The sequence below is a fragment of the Citrobacter sp. W9 genome (genome assembly GCF_026719375.1).
GTDB lineage: Bacteria > Pseudomonadota > Gammaproteobacteria > Enterobacterales > Enterobacteriaceae > Citrobacter > Citrobacter werkmanii.
On the sequence record NZ_JAPPTE010000002.1, the window covers coordinates 122890 to 144850 of the forward strand.

Consider the following 21961-nt stretch of genomic DNA (forward strand, 5'->3'; position numbering starts at 1 on the left):
CGTTAATGTCCTTGTGCGGTTATCAACTGGCGTTTGGTTAGCTGGTCATAAATCATTACGGTGAGCAGACCTTCCGCAATCGCGATGGGGATCTGCGTCAGGCAGAAAATGCCCATGAATTTCACAATCGACCCCATTGCGCCTGCGGACGGATCCGGGAACGCAACGCCCAGTTGCACCGAGGTAACAAAATAGGTGACGAGATCCGCCAGCATGGCGCACAGGAAGACGCAGACATCCCGGCGTAGCCCCGCGCGGCAGGCCATTTTCCACACCATGTAACCTACTACCGGGCCAATCACCGCCATCGACATACCGTTGGCGCCGAGCGTCGTTAAACCACCGTGCGCCAGCAGCAAGGCCTGGAACAGCAGGACGATTGCACCGAGAATAGCGACCACACCCGGTCCGAACAGGATAACCGCCAGCCCGACACCAGTCGGATGCGAGCAGCTTCCGGTAACGGAAGGAATTTTCAGCGCCGACAGCACAAAAATAAACGCGCCGCAGAGGGCCAGTAACACTTTTTGGTGGCTGTCTTCCTGGACGATTTGACGCAAGCGCACTAATCCGTACCACAGGCAAGGTAAAAACAGCAGCCACCAGGCCAGCGCCCACATTGGCGGCAAGAAGCCTTCCATAATGTGCATGGCGAACGCTTGCTCAGGGACAATCATCAGTAATAGCGCCGCAGCCAACCCGCTGAAAGACAGCTGTTTAAGCTGTTGTTCAAGCTTCATTGTGCATACTCCCACTGTTTATTAACCAGAATGGTCGAGAAATAAGGCAGCGGCTGGTCGTCGCTGACTTCGTTGAGATGACGCCAGCACTGCTCACCCGGCAGCGTGGCTTCAGACATCATCAATGCGCAATTCAACAAGCCCTCTTGTTGCAGCAACGCTTTGATGCGCGCAAAACGACCGTACACTTTCATCAGCACCAGGCTGTCATGCTGCTTTAACGCCTGCTGGATTTCCGCTTCCGGCGCGGTACATGAGACCACCGCCAGCGACTGTTGCTCCATGGCGAGCGGCGTTTTCGAACGCGCGGCAATCGCGGCAAAAGAGGTTACACCCGGAACGATTTCCAACCAGTCAGGACAGCCAATACGCTGGAGTAAAAAGACCCATGTACTGAACAGCATGGCGTCGCCGAGAGTGATAAAACCTACCTGCTTGCCCGCTTCGACTTCCTGCACCACCGCGGCGGCAACCTCATCCCAGACAGCCTCTTTTTCAGCGCTGTCGGCACTCATAGGAAAATGGCAGCAGCGGACTTCGGTCTGCTTGCCGATATACTCCCGCACGATCGACAGCGCCAGGCTGTCGCCGCCTTTACGCCCGGCAGGCGCATAGAGAATATCGAGCTGACCCAGCGTGCGTGCGGCGCGTACGGTGATGAGATCGGAAGCGCCTGGCCCGGTGCTTAACGCGTACAGTTTTCCGCTCATGCCGCTTCCTCCAGCGCCACATTCAGCGCCTGCTGCAAATGCGCCACAAACATGGCGCGCACCGACGGATTCTCACCCAACCCACTGAGCCACGGCGTAGCCCGTATCCCGGCCGCATTAAACAATGTCTTCCACGAATCGTCTTCGTCGGAGGCCATATCATTGATGGCATGGTCGCCAGCAACTAACATCAGCGGCATCAGATGCACCGCCGTCACCCCTTCCTGAGACAGACTATCAATTAACACATCCACTTCCGGGTAGCTTTCCACCGCCCCGACCCGCGCCGGGTAGCGCTGCGCCGTCATCATATGATCGAGACAGGCATAAGCGGCAAAGGCATGATGGCTGGCTCCGTGCCCCATAAAGACCACTTTTTCCTTTTCGCCAAGCGGCGGCATCTGCTGTTGCAGCGCCAGCATCAGCTGCGCGTAATCTTCATGGCTGCTCAGCAGCGGTACGCCGAGCGTCAGGCGAGAAAACAGCTGACGCATACTTTGTACTTCGCGGACAATTTTTTCGTATTCGTCGCCGTTGATGATGTGCAGCGACTGAATAGCCACATCCTGATACCCCTGCTCTGCCAGCTTTTGCAGCGCCTGCAACGGCGTGTCGATATCAATGCCGTCACGCTGCTTGAGCTTGCGGATAATCATCCCGGAGGTAAACGCACGGAACAGGTCACGATCCGGGCAACTGGCCGCGAGATCGCGCTCGCAGGCCACAATATTTTTCTCACAGGTGTCGTGATAGCTGGTGCCAAAGCTGACCACCAGAAGCGCCTTTTTCATCTCTAACTCCTTAAGCAGCGGCCAGCCAGCGCGTTAAACGCGCCCCAAATGCGGCCTGACTTTCCAGTAACTCTTCTCCCGTCACCAACGGTGCAGGACGTGTAATCACGATGCAGGGGATACCGGCATCCAGACAGGGTTGAACTTTTTCCTGATAACCACCTTCCGCACCAGATGCTTTGGTGATCACCACATCAGCCTGACACTGACGGTAAAACGCGGCGTTGAACTCGGCGCTAAACGGCCCGCACAACGCAAAAATCTCACCGACGCCAAAGCCCAGATCCGCGCATTGCTGAATGACCTCAGGTACAGGCAGAACACGCGCCAGCAGCGTTTTTTCCGCTAATCTTTCACGCCAGATGGCTAAATCTTTACTGCCGGTGGTGAGCAACACGCGTTTACCGAAGCGTCGCGCCACCTCGCAGGCTTGCTGAATACTCTGTACGGTAAACAGATGCGGGTGGGTTAAACCACTCAACTGCTCAGGACGTTGGTAGCGGCTCAGCAGCACGCCCGCCGCTTCGCAAGCGCTCACGATATTGCGGCTCACCACCTCGGCATACGGATGCGAGGCATCAATCACCCAGCGCGTCCGATTTTCCTGCAGCCAGGCAATCATTTGCTCACGCTCCAGACGTCCGCAACGCACCTGGCCTTTGATGTCTCCCGCCAGCTGCTTCCCCGTTGGGGTCGCCACTGACAGGGTGTAGGCCACGTTTGCCGCATCCAGTTGCTGGCACAGCATGCGCGCATCGCTGGTACCGCCCATGACCAACACGTCACCGTAATTCACAGCACATAACCTCGTGGCGTGATCATCAGGCCGTCCTGCACGTAGGTTGTTTTGTTGCCAACGATCACCAGACTGGTCATATCAACCGGCTCAAAGTCCATTTCACCGAGAGTGGTCAGCCATTTTTCCTGCTTTTTACGTCCGGCTGATTTCACAATACCCACCGGCGTTTGCGCGCTCTTGCTGGCGGAAAGCAGCTCAAATGCGCGCGCCAGATGTCCTTCGCGACCCCGGCTGCGCGGGTTGTAGAAACAGATAACAAAGTCGGCTTCGCCAGCGGCAACGATGCGTTTTTCGATAACCGGCCATGGCGTCAGCAGATCGCTTAAGCTGATGTGGCAGAAGTCGTGCATCAACGGCGCGCCCAGTAAGGAGGCGGCGGCGATGCTGGCAGTCATGCCTGGGATCAGTCTGACCTCAACATCCAGCTTTTGCTTACTGACCAGCTCCAGCACCAGCCCGGCCATCCCGTAAATCCCCGCATCACCGCTACTGATGAGTGCCACATTGTGACCCGCCTGCGCCAGTTCGATCGCCGCCTGACAGCGTTCAATCTCCTTGCACATCCCGGTTTTGATCACCTGTTTGTCGCCAGTAAAGGCCTTTACCAGATGGGTGTAGGTTTTATAGCCAACGATGATTTCCGCTGCCTGCAGTGCTTCAACAGCTTCCATGGTCATCATTGCCTGCGAGCCAGGGCCAATTCCAATTACGCTTAACATCAGTGTGAAACTCCCAAAGTGATAGTGACGCCCTGTTCTCGCAGGGTCTCGCCTAACAGTTGTCCGTGGCTCAGCAGCCAGGCTGCAGGACCAGAAACGCTTCCTGTACCCACCGTTTTACGAACAAACGATGAGGCCGGAAAACGGTGTTCATGCTCACGCAGCGCGTCAGCGGAAAAGGTTTCGAAAGGCACGCGGCAGCACGAAGCCAACTGGATGAGCCCCTGTTCATCTTTTTTCAGCGTGATACTGCCAATGGCTTTGAGCGCCAGCGGGTCGAGTTGCTGGGCTTCAAGTTGACGGGCAAGCAGCGCGGCCAGCAGTGGAAACGGTGTGTCGCGGCGACAACCAATTCCGGCCACGACCCGCTGCGGCACCAGCTTCCAGTGCGGAACAGGCAGTTCGGGTAAGTTGGTGCGTAAGGTGATACACACCAGCGCATCCAGTTCGGGAAGCTGATTGAGATCGGTTACCGTAATAAAACCGCGCCGATCGCAATGGCTGATATCCTGGGTCAGTTCGTCATCCCACCACAGGCCAACCCGCTTGTTGCTGACCAGCATTTGATTCACGATCTTCACCGCCGAACGGAAATCGCTCATCCGAGCATTCAACTGGAATGCCAGCGTATCCAGGGCCGCCATATCGTTGACATCCGTCGCCGTGGTGATAACCGGGTCGGCGCCCAACATGCCTGCAAGATAACGCGCCAGCGCATTCGCCCCCCCTGCGTGGCCGGAGAGCAGGCTGATGACATGCTGGGCACGTTCATCAATGACCACCACCGCCGGATCGCAAAATTTATCGTTGACCAGCGGGGCCAGTACGCGCACCGCAATGCCGGTCGCCCCGATAAAAATCAGCGCCGAATAATTCATAAACGCTTCGCGGGCGGTATTGGCAAAGCCGTTTTCAAAGGGAATAAACCCCTCCTCCAGCAGCTTTTCACTGGTAAAACAGGTGACCGGCAGCATAGCCGCCAGACGTTTCGCCAGCACAACGCCGCCTGGCGTCAGGCAAAAAAGCGCAATTGACTCAGGCTTTACGGTATTCATGGCTAAAGTCCGCCGCATAGAGTTTGGAGTAGTGATACTCCGAGCCCAGGAAATCACCGACCAGAATCAGGGCCGTTTTGCGGATGCCCGCATCGCGAACCTTGTCGCCAATATCCGCCAGAGTACCGCGCACGGTCTGGCTTTCTGGCCAGGTTGCCTTGTAGATCACCGCCACTGGCGTGGTCGCCGGATAACCGCCTTCAATCAAACGCTCGGCCACCCGATGAATACGCTGGACGGAAAGATAAATCGCCATAGATGTCTGGTGACTGGCAAACGACTCCAGTTGTTCGCGCTCGGGGACCGGCGTGCGTCCTTCCAGACGGGTAATGATCAGGCTTTGGGAGACTTCAGGCACGGTATACTCCACGCCGAGTTCCGCCGCCGCACCGAGGAATGCGCTGACGCCGGGCACCACCTGCCAGTCGATCCCGCGTTTGGTCAGTTCCTCGCCCTGCTCGCGGACGGAACCGTACAGTGAGACATCGCCAGTTTGCAGACGCACCACGGTCTTGCCAGCCTTCACGCCAGCTTCCATCAGATCGAGGATCTGTTCCAGATGCAGTTCAGCGCTGTCGTGGCATTCAGCACCGGCGGGGCAATATTCCAGCAGTTCGGTGTTAATCAGCGATCCAGCGTAGATAACCACCTGCGCCTGCTGTAGCAAACGGTAACCTTTGAGGGTAATCAGCTCGCGATCGCCAGGACCTGCGCCAACGAACCACACGCTACGGGGATCAAAAATCTCAGACATGGTTTCCTTCCTTCTGACAGGCGATAACAAATACGGGGTTATTCGGTTTGAAATAATGACCACTGCCAAGCGTGGTAAGCGAGGAAACCTGTAGCTGCAGGCAATCCACTCCCTGTACGCCAAGATGGTCCAGATGAGCCAGCGCGGTATTGAGGTTTTCCTGGAGGATAAACGTCATTACCAGCCGCCCGGCGGGATGCAGTTGACGCATCGACCAGTCAATGAGATCGGTCAGATGCCCACCGCTGCCGCCCATAAAAATGGCATCGGCTTTTTCGGCGATGGTCATTGGCGCAACGCCGGGAAAAATGTCGATATTTGCGCAGGCAAAATGCTGGCGATTTTCATCCAGCAACCTGAGCGCCGCCGGGTTACGTTCGATTGCCGTCACGCGCAATCCAGGATATTGCAGCGCCGCTTCTATCGACACGCTGCCTGTTCCCGCACCAATATCAATCAGGTGACTGGCGCGGTGTAATTCAAGTTTTGAGAGGGCAAGTGCGCGTACCGCTTCTTTGGTCATCGGCACCTTCTCTCCACGCAGAAACAGCTCATCTTTCATCAAGGATCACCACTGCATTCATGTCATAGTCGGCATTAATTTCACTCACAGGCAGGACATGGATCCGCTCGTTTTCCATCGCCAGGTTTTCGCCAATAACCATCCAGCGATGTCCCTTGCCTCGAGTGATTAGCTGCTGCGCGATTTCACGTGGGCCGCACAACGCATCTGTAACCATCCCAACCTTGTTATGTCGGGCCAGTTCATCGAAACAGACGCTGCGCCCGTGGCTACTGGTCAGCCACATATCGTTCATATCGATACCGGACTGCGCGCACAGATACTGCACCGCGCTAATACCGGGAATAATGCGTACCTGCCCGATGCCAAAATGCGCCACCATGCGCGTCCCAATGCCGTAGAACAGCGGATCGCCAGACGCCAGCACCACGACATGCTTATCCTTGTGCGCAGTTACCCAGTTCAGGAGCTCCGCGATATTGGCGCCAAGAGCAAACCGTTCACCGGTGAAATCCGGGAATTGCTGCAAATGCCGTTTTCCGCCGACCAGCACGTCAGCCGTTGCGACCGCTTCACGCGCCGCAGGCGTCATCAAATGCAAACCCGCGGGTCCCATTCCCACAACGGTTAACATTGCATCTCCTCAGCAATTTCTGCGATCGGGCGATTACTGCCAAGCACCTGATTGTCAAACGAGAACATGATGGCGTCGCAGGTCGGGGGATTTTTGGTAAAGCGCAACGTTTGCAGAACGCGCATACAGATACGCTCCGCCAGATGGTTATAAATATGCTGAAAGCCGTACGCGTCGATGTGTTCCATCGCCGCTTCGGTAGTATCGCAGTCGCTGACCAGCCTCAGCAGTTCCAGAGGCGCGCCAAGCAACGCGAGATGGGCCACCAGCGTTTCCATACGCGCATCGGCAATATGGCTGTGGGTATGGAAGATCCCCGCCGCGATTTTGATAAGTTTACCGGGATGTCCCACCAGCACGATTTGCCGAAATCCCAGACGGACGGCTTCTTCAATCATGTAGCCGACAAAGTTGCTCATGGTGACCACAACCTGGGTGTCGATGCCCATCTGTTCGCGCACAAAACGTTCACCGTGGTTTCCCGGCACCAGAACCACGCGATCCAGACCCGCCGCGCGTTTAATTTCCAGCTCCAGCGACAGCGAACGCTTCCAGCTCTCTTCCGACATTGGCGTGACGATACCCGTGGTGCCAATAATCGAAATACCGCCCAGAATGCCAAGCCGCGAGTTGTAAGTTTTTTGCGCCCGCTCTTCGCCTTCCGGCGCGAAGATTTCAATCTGCGCCCCACGATTTGGACCAATCGCTTCACGTACCGCCGACTCAATGGTCTGGCGAGGTGTGCGGTTAATCGCCGAACTCCCCACCGGTAGACCGATCCCTTTGCGGGTAACCGTACCGACCCCTTCACCGCCCTGTAAGGCGATCACGCCACTATCATCTAACGTCACGCGGGCAAAAATCAGCATGCCATGCGTGGCATCGACATCATCGCCACCGTCTTTACGGATCGCGGCTATCGCCTGCTGCCCTTCGATATGCGGCGATTCGACGTTCAGGCACAGCGTCACCCCGGAAGGCGTCACGATGGAAACCTGATGGATCAGGTGCTGGCGCAATACCATCAGCGCCGCCACTTTTGCAGCCGCCGTCGCGCACGATCCCGTGGTATATCCTTTACGCAGCGCTTTGCCGTTGTGCCACACCGGCGTATCGAAGGCCTCGCTCATCGCGCCCCCTGCATGTGATAAAGCATGGCATTGACGATAGCAGCGGCGACGTTACTCCCCCCTTTACGTCCTAACGCAGCAATGGCCGGCAGATTGCTTTGGGTCAGGGCATCTTTCGACTCTTCAGCACCAACGAACCCGACCGGTACACCAACCACACCGCTAACCGCAACATCATGCTCAAGCAGGCGGAACAGCGCTGTCGGCGCGTTGCCAAAAACAAACAGCTTTTCCCCCTCTTCTTTCACCGCAATATCGACAGCCGCCATTGAGCGGGTGATCCCCTGCTCTTTTGCCGTACGTACGACTCGTGGATCGCTGATATAGCAGCGGCACTCGCCGCCAAATTTTGCCAGCAGCGTTTTATTGATCCCGGAAAGGGCCATGGTGGTATCGGTATAAATCACGCTCGAACGGCTAAGCGCCGCGCAGAACTGCTCCAGCACATCACTGGAAAACCACAGAATGTCCAGCCAGTCGAAATCCGCCGTGGTGTGAATGACCCGCTTGATAATGGCTTCATGCAACGGACTGGCAAACTGATAGTCCGGACGGGTTTCACGGATAATCTCGCCAATAATGTCGAAACTTTTGGCCTCAATAGCCTGGGGTTGCTGGATATATTGCATAGTGTTGTCCTCAGGCTACACCGACCAGCAGCCACCGCAGCGCGATAAACAGCGCCAGTGCCAGCGTCGATGCCACCCACATCAATCGAATCGTATGGGAAATGTCGTCTACCGAAATGTCGCGTTGCGCATCACCAATCCACGGTTTTTCAACGCGCTCGCCAAAGTAGTCATTAGGGCCACCCAGACGAATACCTAATGCCCCGGCAACGGAGGCCTCCGACCACGCGCAGTTTGGGCTACTGTGGTTGTAGCGATCGCGCCAGCCGATCTGCAAAGCACGCGAGCCGTCCTGACGGCATAAAAATGCAGCCACGCCCAGCAGCAGCCAGCTCAGTCTCGCAGGAATATAATTTGCGACATCATCCAGGCGCGCGCTGACCATACCGATAGCGCGGTATTTTTCATGTTTGTAACCCACCATGGAGTCAAGGGTATTTACCGCTTTGTAGGCCATCGCCAAAGGCGCGCCGCCGAGAAGAAGGAAAAACAGCGGCGCGATGATGCCATCAACGGTGTTTTCGGCCACGGTTTCCACCACGGCACGATTGATCTGCTGAGGTTGTAATTGCGAGGTATCGCGGCCTACGATCCAAGATAACTTTTCCCGACTTGCGGCAAGGTTACCGGCACGCAACGGACGTTCAACATCCTGCGCGGCGTTCGCCAGACAGCGCCCCGCCAGCACGGTAAAGATCATCCAAACCTCTACCACCCAACCAAGCCAGGGATGAATAGAGTGCGCCAGCGCCAGTACGCCCCAGGACACAGCCCAGGTCAGGCCAACCACCACTACCCACATCGCCGCGCCACCAATGCGCAACGCACGATCGCTATGGCAGTAGCGCCGCACGACTCGCTGCATGGCAGAAATCAGATTGCCAATCCAGCGCACCGGATGCGGCCAGTTCTGCGGATCGCCGATAATAAAATCAAGCAGCCAGGCAACACACCACGCAAGGATCGTCATAGCGCGCTCCTCGCGGCTGCCAACCAATGGTTAAGCATCTGCGGACGTTGAGCAAAATGAACGTGTAGATAGCTGGCGAAAGTGTTACCCACCTGCCAGCCGCCGGACCAGGTCTGCAACGTTTTGCCATCGCGCACTTTGCGACAGTGCATCACCGCGGGAGTTTCAGGAATAAAATCTGAGTAGTGAAATTCATGCCCGCGCAGCACTTCGCCTTCTGCAGCTAACAAGGTTTGCTGCGCTGCCTGCGCCTCGCAGTAGCCAAATCGGGTCAGACGTTTCCCCATTTTACTGTGACCGGGAATGATATCCGCCATCAACCAGCTATCACCGTGGCTGTCCTCCAGCGAACTGCCGAGATACATCAGCCCACCGCACTCGGCGTAAATCGCCACGCCGCGGTGATGTGCGGCTCGCAATTGCTTAAGCATCGGGACATTGCGGGCCAGAGCCGCAGCATGTAACTCAGGGTATCCGCCACCCAGCCAGATCATCTGACAATCAGGTAAACAGGTGTCGTGCAACGGGCTAAAACGAACAATCTTCAGCCCCGTGCGTTCAAGCAAAGTAATATTGTCCGGGTAATAAAAGTTGAACGCTTCGTCATCAGCGATAGCAAGCGTTAGCCCCTCTCCGGCATCAGTATCGGGAAGCGTAGGCCATTCACCCGCAGGGAGGGTGTTTAGCTGGCTTAATTTCAGTAGAGCATCGATATCCAGCGTCTGCTCCAGCGTCGCGGCAAAGGCCTGCCACGGCTGCTGATTGATAACAGATTCACGCGCGGTAACCAGCCCCAGATGACGCTCCGGAAGCGCAACGCCTTCCATACGGGGAACGTAGCCTAATACAGGAACGGAACAGTAACGCTCAATCGCCACCTTCAGCAGCTGATAATGCGTTTCGCTGTTGACCCGATTAACGATCACCCCGGCGATGTTCAGCGTGGGATCAAAATGCTGAAAACCCATTACCGTTGCGGCTATCGAGGTAGAAACAGCTTTACCATCAACCAGTAAGATGACCGGGCAACCTAACTGTTTGGCCATCGCGGCGGTACTGCAGTACTTCGGGTCGGTACCATAACCGTCATACAACCCCATCACGCCTTCAATCACGGCGATATCGGCATGTTGCATCTGCTCGCGGAATAAAGCATTGAGAGTGGAAGCGGGAAGCATGAAGCTATCAAGATTGCGGGAAGCGGTACCGCATACCGCTGTATGCCAGCCGGTATCAAGGTAATCAGGCCCCACTTTGCAAGGCTGGACGCGTAAACCGCGTTTTTTCAACAAGCTCAACAAGCCCAGCGTCACCGTGGTTTTACCACAGCCGCTTCCGGTACCTGCAAGAACAAATGCGTGAAAATTGGCCGCCATACCCTGATCCTGTTCAGGGTGGTAGGGGTGTAGAGATACCCAGTCTCTCGACTGTATGCATCTGAACCACCCACTTCCCACCGAAGTTGTTGGTAGTCACTGACAGGCAGGTCTTCTGGCTTAGCGTCATCCTCACCCGTCCTTCCCAATCTTGCGATCAGTGGTCCATACGGGGTCGTCAGCATCACAGCAGCGGGGGCTGCGGGGGATTCTCACCCCCTTCCCTACCACAAATGTGGCAAACCTGTCAGTTCAGGAGCCGTAATTAAGCTCCCTGTTATGAGGTAAATTCACGACCTCATGACAATAATTCAATTTAATATCTTTCCGGGTTCATTCAGCCAATTATCTGGCATAAACCCACTTATTCACATGTTCACATTTTGAATGAAAGTGTCAGCAAAGAATAAAGAAAGTCAGGCATACAGACACTGTATCTCATCACAAAAATAAAAACTGGTGCAGTTTATCCCTCTAATACTATTATTTTGTTGCGCTATGACAATTTATTGACTGCTGTTGTTACTTTTCATTTTATAATTACTGACATAGCGCCCGATATCAAAAATCGGCAATAGCAAAATATTGCTATTTAAGCGGACTCACCGCGTGAAATGACATTTATTTGCTGGCGAAATGCCTGCGGCGTAACCTGATACGTCTGGCGGAATACTTTGCAGAAATAGCTGGTTTGTGAAAAGCCTAAATTACGCGCAATGCTGGCTATGCTCCAGTCACTATGACAGAGCAACTCTTTGGCACTCGCCATTCGCTGTTGATTTACCCAGGCGTTAAACCCGATACCCTGATATTTTTTGAACAATTTACTGAAATAGTAAGGGCTAAGGTAAACATGAGACGCAACATCTTCCAGGCGTAACTCATCTGACAAATGCGCATCAATATAGCGCAGCGCTTTTTTCATTTTGCTGTCGTGAGGATTCGGCGTTCGGTTGGCGCGTACTGGCTCTGCCTGCTGCGGGTTGTCTTTGATAACCACAAAATTTAGTTGTTTTTTAAGGCAATTTTCCACGATGAGCTTTAGCAGATCCGCCGAGGCGATAACGCGCGAATAGTCCATCTCCGGCACATTACGAAATTCACTGAGCAGTTCGGGATCGGCTTGCCAGCGGTCATCGACGTTCAGGATATCCACCAGGCCGACATCGTTACTTAAACGCACCTGACCACACAATACGAACCCAACCAGGTGACCCGCAATTACCAGCGGAATTGAAAAGTCGGTAAGCCCCGCGTGGCAGCGATAGATGCAGGGTTGATCGGATTTTGAAGCTTCCAGCCCGCCACAGCGATCGCTCATACGACAACGGGTACTGTGCTGAGGATGCTGGCGCATCAACTGACAAAAAGGGGTGAAATTAAAAAGCTCAGAAATTTCATCACCGTGAATATTGACAACCACAACAGCCAGACTGGTGGCCTGCGCAAAATCCTGTGCGATTTTATTAATGAGTTCTGAGTTCAGGGCACTCGCCAAAATCATGATAAAACCTCTCAGTTAATTTATTGTTATAAATAAAACATACTATTTACACATCCAGTTTCATCTCGCTTTCCTGGGCGCTGATGAAAGTCATCATCGAACATAACAAAAGTCTCCCATTGTGGGGAGACTTTTTCAGCGGTTCAGGAAACCGGATCACGAAAACAGTTTTTACGCTTTAAAAATAAACATCTTCCGTGAAGCTAGCTCTCATTTTCCTCCAGTTTACACGTATTACACGGTAAATTTTTGCCAATAAAATAACGATAAATTGCTGCGCCCGCGCACGCACCGATGATGGGGGCCACAATCGGTACGATGAAATAAGGGATATCACGCCCGCCAGTCATCGCCACATCTCCCCACCCGACCATCCATGCAAATAATTTTGGACCGAAATCACGTGCCGGGTTCATCGCAAATCCGGTGAGCGGCCCGGTAGATGCACCGAGAACAGCCACCAGAATGCCAATCAATAAAGGCGCCAATGGCCCTCTGGGGACGCCATTACCGTCATCGGTAAGTGCCATGATCATGCCCATCAGAATGGAAGTGATCACTACTTCAACCAGCGCAGCCTGCCAGACGCTGAGCGCCGCCGCTGGATAAGTACTAAAAATACTGGCCAGTTGCAGGCTTTCAAGGCTGCCACGCACCATTTGATGAGCAGACTCATACTCGGTAAATAGACTTCCGTACAGCAGATAGGCTAGCAACGCGCCGCCAAAGGCACCCGCAACCTGCGCTACGGTGTATGGCACAACTTTGCGCCCCGGAAAACAGGCAAATAACCACAGGGCGATGGTGATTGCAGGATTGAGATGCGCGCCAGAAATCCCCGCTGTCAGGTAAACGGCAAGCGAGATCCCCAACCCCCATATGATGCAGATCTCCCATAATCCCAAACTGGCGCCCGCGACTTTAAGTGCGCTCAGGCATCCGATGCCAAAAAACAAAAACAGCCCGGTACCCAAAAACTCAGCAATGCATTGCGCTTTTAGTGAATCGTTCATTGTGACACCTTCTAAGCAGAGTTCGTGTCTTTACCAGCGGACTCCTTGCTGGTACGTAGAATACTTCAAGGCTTACTATAAAAAGCCGTATCGGCAAAATGTTGGCAATCTGAAGGCGGCATGCCCCTCAAAATCGTGCTGAGATAGCAAATTCTTGCTATCACTTTTATTAAAACAGGCGAGAACACAGGAAAATCCACTATTAGTGGTACATTTGTGAAACGATAAAATATTGCTATTGGCAGAATTATGTTTTCAGACAATCATCACATTTTCATTTTTCCGCATAGCAAATGCTATTTTTAATGTCACTAACAAAAGTGTAAATATGGAATTAACATAACCAAATATTCATATTATAAAAACAAAAAATAGCCATTAAAAACAAAAAGATAAAATAAAATACAGCAATTTTATATCACCATAACCTCACTATTTTTTCATTCATACTTTCAACTCAGCCATTCTTTTTCCTCGCTTCTTTTTATAGTCATGAATATCGGGACAACCCAGGCGAGGTCTTTATGCAACAAGAAGCGTTAGGAATGGTAGAAACCAAAGGCTTAACTGCAGCCATAGAGGCCGCAGATGCAATGGTGAAGTCAGCCAATGTAATGCTGGTCGGCTACGAAAAAATTGGTTCGGGGCTGGTAACCGTTATTGTCCGCGGCGATGTCGGCGCAGTCAAAGCAGCAACAGATGCCGGCGCCGCCGCAGCCCGTAATGTGGGAGAAGTGAAAGCCGTACACGTTATCCCGCGCCCTCACACCGATGTAGAAAAAATCTTACCGAAGGGAATTAGCTAATGAGCAGCAATGAGCTGGTTGAACAGATCATGGCGCAGGTGATTGCTCGCGTGGCAACCCCAGAACAGCAGGCTATCCCTGAAAATAATCACCCAACACGAGAAACGGCTATGGCAGAGAAAAGCTGCAGTTTAACGGAGTTTGTCGGTACCGCGATTGGCGACACCGTCGGTCTGGTAATCGCCAACGTAGACAGCGCCTTACTGGACGCGATGAAACTTGAAAAACGTTATCGCTCCATTGGCATCCTTGGCGCCCGTACTGGCGCGGGTCCGCACATTATGGCCGCCGATGAAGCGGTAAAAGCAACAAATACGGAAGTCGTCAGTATTGAATTACCACGAGATACCAAAGGCGGCGCGGGCCACGGCTCGCTGATTATCCTCGGCGGCAACGATGTTTCCGACGTGAAACGCGGAATTGAGGTTGCGCTGAAAGAGCTGGATCGCACCTTTGGCGATGTTTATGCCAACGAAGCCGGTCACATCGAGATGCAATACACCGCCCGCGCCAGCTACGCGCTGGAAAAAGCCTTTGGCGCGCCGATTGGCCGTGCCTGTGGCGTGATTGTCGGCGCACCAGCCTCCGTGGGTGTCCTGATGGCTGATACTGCGCTGAAATCCGCCAATGTAGAAGTTGTAGCCTACAGCTCCCCGGCCCATGGCACCAGCTTCAGCAACGAAGCCATTCTGGTCATCTCTGGTGATTCCGGCGCAGTTCGTCAGGCTGTTATCTCCGCCCGTGAAATCGGTAAAACCGTACTCGGGACCCTCGGCTCAGAGCCGAAAAACGATCGTCCGTCCTATATCTGATATCAGTGAGGCTGATTCATGAGATCGAAAAGATTTGAAGCACTGGCGAAACGCCCTGTGAATCAGGATGGTTTCGTTAAGGAGTGGATCGAAGAAGGCTTCATTGCGATGGAAAGCCCGAACGACCCTAAACCATCGATTAAAATCGTCAACGGTACTGTGACTGAACTGGACGGCAAATCCGCCAGTGAATTTGACTTAATTGACCATTTCATTGCCCGCTACGGCATTAACCTGGCGCGCGCTGAAGAAGTCATGGCAATGGACTCGGTCAAACTGGCCAATATGCTTTGCGACCCTAACGTGAAGCGCAAAGATATCGTGCCGCTGACCACCGCCATGACACCAGCAAAAATTGTCGAAGTGGTGTCCCATATGAACGTCGTCGAGATGATGATGGCCATGCAGAAAATGCGTGCTCGTCGAACTCCGTCTCAACAGGCGCACGTCACTAACGTCAAAGATAACCCGGTACAGATTGCCGCTGACGCCGCAGAAGGCGCATGGCGCGGATTTGACGAACAGGAAACGACCGTTGCCGTCGCACGCTACGCGCCATTTAACGCCATTGCCTTGTTAGTCGGTTCACAGGTTGGACGCCCTGGCGTGTTAACTCAGTGCTCTCTGGAAGAAGCAACCGAACTTAAGCTCGGCATGCTGGGCCACACATGCTACGCGGAAACTATCTCCGTCTATGGTACAGAACCCGTCTTTACCGACGGCGACGACACACCATGGTCGAAAGGCTTCCTCGCCTCTTCCTACGCCTCTCGCGGCCTGAAAATGCGCTTTACTTCCGGCTCTGGCTCTGAAGTACAGATGGGTTATGCCGAAGGTAAATCGATGCTTTATCTGGAAGCCCGCTGCATTTACATCACCAAAGCCGCTGGCGTGCAGGGTTTGCAAAACGGCTCAGTAAGCTGCATCGGCGTACCTTCTGCCGTGCCGTCCGGTATTCGTGCGGTTCTGGCCGAAAACCTGATCTGTTCTTCTCTGGATCTGGAATGCGCCTCCAGCAACGATCAGACCTTTACCCACTCGGATATGCGTCGTACCGCGCGTCTGCTGATGCAGTTCCTGCCAGGTACTGACTTCATCTCTTCCGGTTATTCCGCGGTGCCGAACTACGACAACATGTTCGCCGGTTCCAACGAAGATGCTGAAGACTTTGACGACTACAACGTTATCCAGCGCGACCTGAAAGTGGACGGCGGCCTGCGTCCGGTTCGAGAAGAAGATGTTATCGCCATTCGTAACAAAGCGGCCCGCGCGCTGCAGGCTGTGTTTGCCGGGATGGGATTACCGCCAATCACTGATGAAGAAGTGGAAGCTGCGACTTACGCTCACGGATCGAAAGATATGCCAGAGCGCAACATCGTTGAAGACATCAAATTTGCACAAGAGATCATCAGTAAAAATCGCAACGGTCTTGAAGTGGTAAAAGCGCTTGCTCAGGGCGGGTTTACCGATGTTGCGCAGGACATGCTCAACATCCAGAAAGCCAAGTTAACCGGGGATTATCTGCATACCTCCGCCATTATCGTTGGCGACGGACAGGTGCTATCCGCAGTAAATGACGTCAATGACTATGCCGGTCCGGCAACAGGTTATCGCCTGCAAGGCGAACGCTGGGAAGAGATCAAAAACATCCCTGGCGCACTTGATCCCAACGAACTTGGCTAAGGGGTGAAAAATGGAAATTAATGAAAAGCTGCTGCGCCAGATAATTGAAGACGTGCTGTCTGAAATGCAGACCAGCGACAAACCCGTCTCATTCCACGCATCGACAGCGGCAAGCGCGCCGCAGGCCGCAGCGATACAGGGCGAAAGTTTTCTGACTGAGATTGGCGAAGCTAAACAAGGTCAGCAGCAAGACGAAGTGATTATTGCCGTAGGTCCAGCGTTCGGGCTCTCACAAACCGTCAATATCGTCGGGCTCCCGCATAAGAATATCTTGCGCGAAGTGATTGCCGGGATTGAAGAGGAAGGCATTAAAGCACGCGTTATCCGCTGCTTTAAATCCTCTGATGTCGCGTTTGTCGCCGTGGAAGGCAACCGTCTGAGCGGTTCCGGGATCTCTATCGGCATCCAGTCAAAAGGCACCACGGTTATCCACCAGCAGGGGTTACCGCCGCTTTCTAATCTGGAACTGTTCCCTCAGGCGCCGCTTCTGACGCTGGAAACCTATCGTCAGATCGGTAAAAACGCCGCGCGTTATGCCAAGCGTGAATCTCCGCAACCGGTCCCTACTCTGAATGACCAGATGGCCCGACCTAAGTACCAGGCGAAATCGGCCATTCTGCACATTAAAGAGACCAAATATGTCGTGACGGGCAAAAACCCGCAGGAACTGCGCGTGGCGCTTTGATAAAGGATAACTCCATGAATACCGACGCAATTGAATCGATGGTTCGGGATGTGCTGAGCCGGATGAACAGCCTGCAAGGCGAGTCCGCAACTCCGGTTGCGGCAAGTTCATCAGCACATACCGCGAAAGTCACGGATTACCCTCTTGCGAATAAACATCCTGAGTGGGTAAAAACCGCGACCAACAAAACCCTGGATGACTTCACACTCGAAAATGTTCTGAGCAACAAGGTGACGGCACAGGACATGCGCATCACCCCCGAAACGCTGCGCCTGCAGGCGGAAATCGCCAAAGATGCCGGGCGTGACAGGCTGGCGATGAACTTTGAGCGCGCCGCAGAGCTAACCGCTGTACCTGACGATCGCATCCTGGAGATCTACAACGCGCTACGCCCGTATCGCTCGACTAAAGATGAGCTGATGGCTATCGCTGACGATCTCGAAAATCGTTATCAGGCAAAGATCTGTGCGGCTTTCGTTCGTGAAGCGGCTGCGCTGTATGTTGAGCGTAAAAAGCTCAAAGGCGACGACTAACTCAGGGACAGGATCATGCGATATATAGCTGGCATTGACATAGGTAACTCATCAACGGAAGTCGCTCTGGCTACCCTGGATGAGTCTGGCGTGCTGTGTATTACCAACAGCGCCCTGGCAGAAACCACCGGGATAAAAGGCACATTGCGTAATGTGTTTGGCATTCAGGAGGCACTTACGCTGGCAGCAAAAAACGCCGGCATCAATGTCAGCAATATTTCGCTCATCCGTATTAACGAAGCCACTCCGGTCATTGGCGACGTGGCGATGGAAACAATCACCGAAACCATCATCACTGAATCCACCATGATCGGCCATAACCCTAAAACGCCGGGCGGTGTCGGGCTGGGTGTTGGCATTACTATTACGCCGGAAGAGCTGCTCAGCCGTCCGGCGGATACACCTTATATTCTGGTGGTGTCATCAGCATTTGATTTCGCCGATGTCGCCACGATGATTAATGCCTCGGTACGCGCCGGATACCAGTTAACTGGCGTAATTTTGCAGCAAGACGATGGCGTGTTGGTCAGCAATCGTCTGACTCACCCCCTGCCCATCGTGGATGAAGTGCTTCATATCGACCGTATCCCATTGGGTATGTTAGCTGCTATTGAGGTCGCGGTTCCCGGAAAGGTCATTGAAACGCTTTCTAACCCCTACGGGATTGCAACTGTCTTTGGTCTCAATGCCGACGAGACTAAAAACATTGTCCCGATGGCGCGCGCGCTGATCGGCAACCGCTCTGCCGTGGTGGTGAAAACGCCGTCAGGCGATGTGAAAGCACGAGCCATTCCCGCCGGGAATCTGGAGCTACAGTCACAAGGGCGTACCGTACGCGTCGACGTTGCAGCAGGCGCTGACGCGATTATGAAAGCCGTTGGCGAGTGCCCGAAACTGGATAACGTTACCGGCGAAGCGGGGACCAATATTGGCGGCATGCTGGAACATGTACGCCAGACAATGGCTGAATTAACTAACAAACCCAGTCAGGAAATCTTTATTCAGGATCTACTGGCGGTTGATACCTCGGTTCCCGTCAGCGTGACCGGTGGACTTGCCGGTGAGTTTTCGCTGGAACAGGCTGTCGGTATTGCCTCAATGGTGAAATCAGATCGCCTGCAAATGGCAATGATTGCCCAGGAGATCACGCAAAAGCTCAACATTGATGTCCAGGTTGGCGGGGCTGAAGCCGAAGCGGCCATTCTCGGGGCCTTAACCACTCCGGGTACGACGCGACCACTGGCTATTCTGGATCTCGGTGCGGGATCGACAGACGCCTCCATCATCAACCCGAAAGGCGAAATTATTGCCACACACCTGGCGGGTGCGGGCGATATGGTCACGATGATTATTGCCCGTGAACTGGGGCTGGATGACCGTTATCTGGCCGAAGAGATCAAAAAGTACCCGCTGGCGAAAGTTGAGAGCTTGTTCCATCTTCGCCACGAAGATGGCAGCGTTCAGTTCTTCCCTGAGCCTCTTCCGCCAACGGTTTTTGCCCGCGTGTGCGTAGTAAAACCTGATGAGCTGGTGCCCCTGCCAGGCGAACTGGCGCTGGAGAAAGTACGGGCCATTCGCCGCAGCGCCAAGGAGCGCGTTTTTGTCACCAACGCGCTCAGAGCGTTACGTCAGGTGAGTCCGACCGGGAACATTCGGGATATTCCCTTTGTGGTGCTGGTTGGTGGCTCGTCCCTGGATTTCGAAGTACCGCAACTGGTAACCGATGCGCTGGCGCATTATCGCCTGGTTGCCGGGCGCGGCAACATTCGTGGCACCGAGGGTCCGCGCAATGCGGTCGCGACCGGGCTGATTCTCTCCTGGCACAAGGCGTTCGCTCATGGAAAGTAATCTCAACACGCCCGCTATCGTTATCTTCACCACCGGTGACTGTGCTGACACCTGGAACGACGTGCTGCTGGGTATTGAAGAAGAAGGGATCCCGTTTGTGATTCAGGAGAACCATTCAGCCGACGTTATCCACAACGCATGGCTCGCGGCATGCCAGTCGCCGCTGCTGGTTGGCATTGGCTGCAGTCGCGAAAAACTGGTCGTGCACTACAAAAATCTACCCGCGTCAGCGCCGCTTTTTACGCTGATGTATCAACAAGATAACCACGCTCGTCGCAGCATCGGTAATAACGCTGCGCGGCTGGTTAAAGGCATTCCATTCCGGGAATGCCACTCATAACCCACAGGAGACAAGCAGTATGAATAACGCACTGGGACTGGTTGAAACAAAAGGGCTTGTCGGCGCTATTGAAGCCGCTGATGCCATGGTGAAATCCGCAAACGTGCAGTTGGTCGGTTACGAAAAAATCGGCTCAGGCCTGATCACCGTTATGGTTCGCGGCGATGTCGGCGCGGTGAAAGCCGCAGTAGATGCAGGAAGCGCAGCTGCAAGCGCCGTTGGCGAGGTGAAATCCTGCCACGTTATCCCGCGTCCGCACAGCGACGTTGAAGCCATTTTACCTAAATCCGCATAAGTCGTTGCAACCAAGGAGCACAGCGTGAAGCAATCACTGGGATTACTCGAAGTTAGTGGTCTGGCATTAGCCATCAGTTGCGCGGACGTCATGGCGAAAGCCGCCTCCATCACGCTGGTGGGCCTCGAAAAAACCAACGGTTCAGGCTGGACGGTGATCAAGATAATCGGGGATGTGGCCTCCGTGCAGGCGGCCATTTCTACCGGTGTCAGTTTCGCGGACCAACGCGATGGGCTGGTGGCTCACAAAGTCATTTCCAGACCAGGGGACGGAATCCTGTCACATAGCGTTACACCGGAACCCGAGCCAACACCCGCCCCCATCCAGGTCGAGCCGCAAGAAGAGATGTTGGTGGACAGCACAGCGTCCGAAGCGCCGCAAAATGCGGAGTTGATTAGCTGCAATCTGTGCCTTGACCCAGCCTGTACCCGCCAGAAAGGTGAGCCCCGCTCTCTTTGTCTGCACTCTGGCAAACGAGGTAAAGCGTGATGGATAAACAGCAACTCAAGTCAACGGTCGCCAAAGTTCTGGATGAAATGCGCGAGCGCCCTATTCCGCTGGGGATCTCTAATCGTCATATCCATCTTTGTACTGAAGATTACGTCCGTTTGTTTCCCAATCAGCCTATCAGCAAGAAAAAAGGGCTATTGCAGCCCGGACAATACGCTGCAGAGCAGACCGTCACGCTGGTTGGACCTAAAGGACAGTTAAAAAATGTGCGTTTACTCGGCCCGCTACGTAGCGCCAGTCAGGTTGAAATTTCACGCACCGATGCCCGTACGCTAGGTATTGCTGCCCCGCTGCGTATGTCGGGCAATATTCAGGGCACGCCGGGTATTCGCCTTGTCAGTCCATTTGCTGAACTGGACTTAACATCCGGCGTCATCGTTGCTCAACGGCATATCCATATGTCGCCGCTCGATGCCCTGATTCTGCGGGTTTCCCATGGTGATAAAGTCTCGGTCGCCATTAATGGCGATGAACGCCGGCTGATTTTCGATAACGTCGCCGTACGCGTTTCGCCGGATATGCGCCTTGAGATGCATATTGATACCGACGAAGCCAATGCCGCAGGGGCGGATAATCCGCAGGCATTCGCCACACTGGTGACTTCACAATGAACAACGAACTGCTGCAACGCATTATCGAGGAGGTTGTTTCCCGACTAAAAAAACGCGCGGCAAGCACGATCTCCCTCAGCGTCGCGCAGTTACGGGAAGTAGACCCACGGATATTATGCTGCCAATACTCGTCACTGCACATTTTGCAGGCTGACCTGCTCCTGCTGGAGCAAATTGTCGAAAGCAGCCCTGCCAATATGTCGGTAGTCACGATCCACGAAGCGCTGGCATGCGGAGTCCGCGTGAAAATTTCACTACATCACCAATTGTTATCCGCAGTACCCGTGAAAAAACTCGCGCGTCTGCCGCTGGAGTTTGGTGACGAACTGGGGCGAGCCATCGTTCTGCATCCTGACAAACTTCTCAGTTACGCCGACGTCGCCCAATTGCACGATGCGGTTCTAGTGCTACGCCGTCGATGTGTCGTCACTGCGCTGGCTCAGGAAACTGTCAGTACGCGAAATGTCCAATTAATTAAGCAGGAGTGAGCT

General features: G+C 54.0%; 26 protein-coding genes and 1 riboswitch. Of the genes, 11 read left to right on the plus strand and 15 right to left on the minus strand.

The window, feature by feature from the left end:
• Window positions 1-2: 2 nt before the first annotated feature.
• The 15 genes from cbiM to pduF form a co-directional block, all read right to left on the minus strand.
• Window positions 3-740, minus strand: a complete 738-nt coding sequence (gene cbiM, locus OOJ59_RS05350; protein WP_038641642.1) for a cobalt ECF transporter S component CbiM — start codon at window positions 738-740, stop codon at window positions 3-5.
• Window positions 737-1450 carry a cobalt-factor II C(20)-methyltransferase gene (locus OOJ59_RS05355; RefSeq protein ID WP_160955438.1) on the minus strand — a complete coding sequence of 238 codons (714 nt, stop codon included), beginning with the start codon at window positions 1448-1450 and terminating at the stop codon, window positions 737-739. The genes cbiM and OOJ59_RS05355 overlap by 4 nt, the downstream gene beginning before the upstream one ends.
• Window positions 1447-2241 carry a sirohydrochlorin cobaltochelatase gene (gene cbiK / locus OOJ59_RS05360; RefSeq protein ID WP_160955437.1) on the minus strand — a complete coding sequence of 265 codons (795 nt, stop codon included), beginning with the start codon at window positions 2239-2241 and terminating at the stop codon, window positions 1447-1449. Before cbiK ends, OOJ59_RS05355 begins: the two co-directional genes overlap by 4 nt.
• A gap of 10 nt (window positions 2242-2251) precedes the next feature.
• On the minus strand, window positions 2252-3037 hold the full coding sequence (locus OOJ59_RS05365; RefSeq protein WP_038641647.1) for a cobalt-precorrin-6A reductase: 786 nt from the start codon (window positions 3035-3037) through the stop codon (window positions 2252-2254).
• A complete protein-coding gene (locus OOJ59_RS05370; protein ID WP_003030278.1) occupies window positions 3034-3759 on the minus strand; it encodes a precorrin-3B C(17)-methyltransferase in 726 nt (241 codons plus the stop codon). Before OOJ59_RS05370 ends, OOJ59_RS05365 begins: the two co-directional genes overlap by 4 nt.
• Complete coding sequence (cbiG, locus tag OOJ59_RS05375) at window positions 3759-4814, minus strand: cobalt-precorrin 5A hydrolase (RefSeq protein ID WP_038641649.1); 1056 nt, start codon at window positions 4812-4814, stop codon at window positions 3759-3761. Before cbiG ends, OOJ59_RS05370 begins: the two co-directional genes overlap by 1 nt.
• Window positions 4795-5568: a cobalt-precorrin-4 methyltransferase gene (locus tag OOJ59_RS05380; RefSeq protein WP_085047979.1), complete on the minus strand. Its 774-nt coding sequence runs from the start codon at window positions 5566-5568 to the stop codon at window positions 4795-4797. Before OOJ59_RS05380 ends, cbiG begins: the two co-directional genes overlap by 20 nt.
• Complete coding sequence (locus tag OOJ59_RS05385) at window positions 5561-6130, minus strand: decarboxylating cobalt-precorrin-6B (C(15))-methyltransferase (RefSeq protein ID WP_038641653.1); 570 nt, start codon at window positions 6128-6130, stop codon at window positions 5561-5563. The genes OOJ59_RS05380 and OOJ59_RS05385 overlap by 8 nt, the downstream gene beginning before the upstream one ends.
• Window positions 6120-6725 carry a cobalt-precorrin-7 (C(5))-methyltransferase gene (locus OOJ59_RS05390; protein WP_061381971.1) on the minus strand — a complete coding sequence of 202 codons (606 nt, stop codon included), beginning with the start codon at window positions 6723-6725 and terminating at the stop codon, window positions 6120-6122. The genes OOJ59_RS05385 and OOJ59_RS05390 overlap by 11 nt, the downstream gene beginning before the upstream one ends.
• Window positions 6719-7855, minus strand: a complete 1137-nt coding sequence (gene cbiD / locus OOJ59_RS05395) for a cobalt-precorrin-5B (C(1))-methyltransferase CbiD (RefSeq protein WP_038641657.1) — start codon at window positions 7853-7855, stop codon at window positions 6719-6721. Before cbiD ends, OOJ59_RS05390 begins: the two co-directional genes overlap by 7 nt.
• A complete protein-coding gene (locus tag OOJ59_RS05400; RefSeq protein ID WP_008785140.1) occupies window positions 7852-8484 on the minus strand; it encodes a cobalt-precorrin-8 methylmutase in 633 nt (210 codons plus the stop codon). Before OOJ59_RS05400 ends, cbiD begins: the two co-directional genes overlap by 4 nt.
• A 10-nt stretch (window positions 8485-8494) precedes the next feature.
• Window positions 8495-9454, minus strand: a complete 960-nt coding sequence (gene cbiB / locus OOJ59_RS05405) for an adenosylcobinamide-phosphate synthase CbiB (protein ID WP_087855995.1) — start codon at window positions 9452-9454, stop codon at window positions 8495-8497.
• On the minus strand, window positions 9451-10830 hold the full coding sequence (locus OOJ59_RS05410; RefSeq protein ID WP_160955436.1) for a cobyrinate a,c-diamide synthase: 1380 nt from the start codon (window positions 10828-10830) through the stop codon (window positions 9451-9453). The genes cbiB and OOJ59_RS05410 overlap by 4 nt, the downstream gene beginning before the upstream one ends.
• An 88-nt stretch (window positions 10831-10918) precedes the next feature.
• A riboswitch (cobalamin riboswitch) is annotated at window positions 10919-11093 on the minus strand.
• A gap of 329 nt (window positions 11094-11422) precedes the next feature.
• A complete protein-coding gene (gene pocR, locus OOJ59_RS05415; RefSeq protein WP_268063355.1) occupies window positions 11423-12334 on the minus strand; it encodes a transcriptional regulator PocR in 912 nt (303 codons plus the stop codon).
• A 203-nt stretch (window positions 12335-12537) separates the two neighbouring features.
• Window positions 12538-13347, minus strand: a complete 810-nt coding sequence (gene pduF / locus OOJ59_RS05420; protein ID WP_160955435.1) for a propanediol diffusion facilitator PduF — start codon at window positions 13345-13347, stop codon at window positions 12538-12540.
• A gap of 524 nt (window positions 13348-13871) precedes the next feature.
• Between pduF and pduA the strand changes: the two genes are divergently transcribed.
• From pduA to pduM, 11 genes are read left to right on the plus strand one after another with little or no spacing between them, the layout of a single operon-like run.
• Complete coding sequence (gene pduA / locus OOJ59_RS05425; RefSeq protein WP_003030255.1) at window positions 13872-14153, plus strand: propanediol utilization microcompartment protein PduA; 282 nt, start codon at window positions 13872-13874, stop codon at window positions 14151-14153.
• Complete coding sequence (gene pduB, locus OOJ59_RS05430) at window positions 14153-14965, plus strand: propanediol utilization microcompartment protein PduB (protein ID WP_003030252.1); 813 nt, start codon at window positions 14153-14155, stop codon at window positions 14963-14965. The genes pduA and pduB overlap by 1 nt, the downstream gene beginning before the upstream one ends.
• An 18-nt stretch (window positions 14966-14983) precedes the next feature.
• The gene (pduC, locus tag OOJ59_RS05435) at window positions 14984-16648 is read left to right on the plus strand and encodes a propanediol dehydratase large subunit PduC (protein ID WP_038641668.1); all 1665 of its coding nucleotides are present in this window, start codon (window positions 14984-14986) and stop codon (window positions 16646-16648) included.
• Window positions 16649-16658: 10 nt separating this feature from the next.
• Window positions 16659-17333 (plus strand): propanediol dehydratase medium subunit PduD, encoded by a 675-nt coding sequence (gene pduD / locus OOJ59_RS05440; RefSeq protein WP_087855992.1) that lies wholly within the window; start codon window positions 16659-16661, stop codon window positions 17331-17333.
• A gap of 14 nt (window positions 17334-17347) precedes the next feature.
• On the plus strand, window positions 17348-17866 hold the full coding sequence (gene pduE, locus OOJ59_RS05445; protein WP_016153529.1) for a propanediol dehydratase small subunit PduE: 519 nt from the start codon (window positions 17348-17350) through the stop codon (window positions 17864-17866).
• A 15-nt stretch (window positions 17867-17881) separates the two neighbouring features.
• Complete coding sequence (locus tag OOJ59_RS05450) at window positions 17882-19714, plus strand: diol dehydratase reactivase subunit alpha (RefSeq protein ID WP_160955434.1); 1833 nt, start codon at window positions 17882-17884, stop codon at window positions 19712-19714.
• On the plus strand, window positions 19704-20054 hold the full coding sequence (locus tag OOJ59_RS05455) for a glycerol dehydratase reactivase beta/small subunit family protein (RefSeq protein ID WP_038641675.1): 351 nt from the start codon (window positions 19704-19706) through the stop codon (window positions 20052-20054). The genes OOJ59_RS05450 and OOJ59_RS05455 overlap by 11 nt, the downstream gene beginning before the upstream one ends.
• A gap of 19 nt (window positions 20055-20073) precedes the next feature.
• Window positions 20074-20349, plus strand: a complete 276-nt coding sequence (gene pduJ / locus OOJ59_RS05460; RefSeq protein ID WP_001057752.1) for a propanediol utilization microcompartment protein PduJ — start codon at window positions 20074-20076, stop codon at window positions 20347-20349.
• A gap of 24 nt (window positions 20350-20373) precedes the next feature.
• A complete protein-coding gene (locus OOJ59_RS05465; RefSeq protein WP_038641678.1) occupies window positions 20374-20838 on the plus strand; it encodes a BMC domain-containing protein in 465 nt (154 codons plus the stop codon).
• Complete coding sequence (locus tag OOJ59_RS05470) at window positions 20838-21470, plus strand: phosphate propanoyltransferase (RefSeq protein WP_038641680.1); 633 nt, start codon at window positions 20838-20840, stop codon at window positions 21468-21470. The genes OOJ59_RS05465 and OOJ59_RS05470 overlap by 1 nt, the downstream gene beginning before the upstream one ends.
• Window positions 21467-21958, plus strand: coding sequence for a microcompartment protein PduM (gene pduM, locus OOJ59_RS05475; RefSeq protein WP_160955433.1), 492 nt, complete (start codon window positions 21467-21469; stop codon window positions 21956-21958). The genes OOJ59_RS05470 and pduM overlap by 4 nt, the downstream gene beginning before the upstream one ends.
• The last annotated feature ends 3 nt before the right edge of the window (window positions 21959-21961 follow it).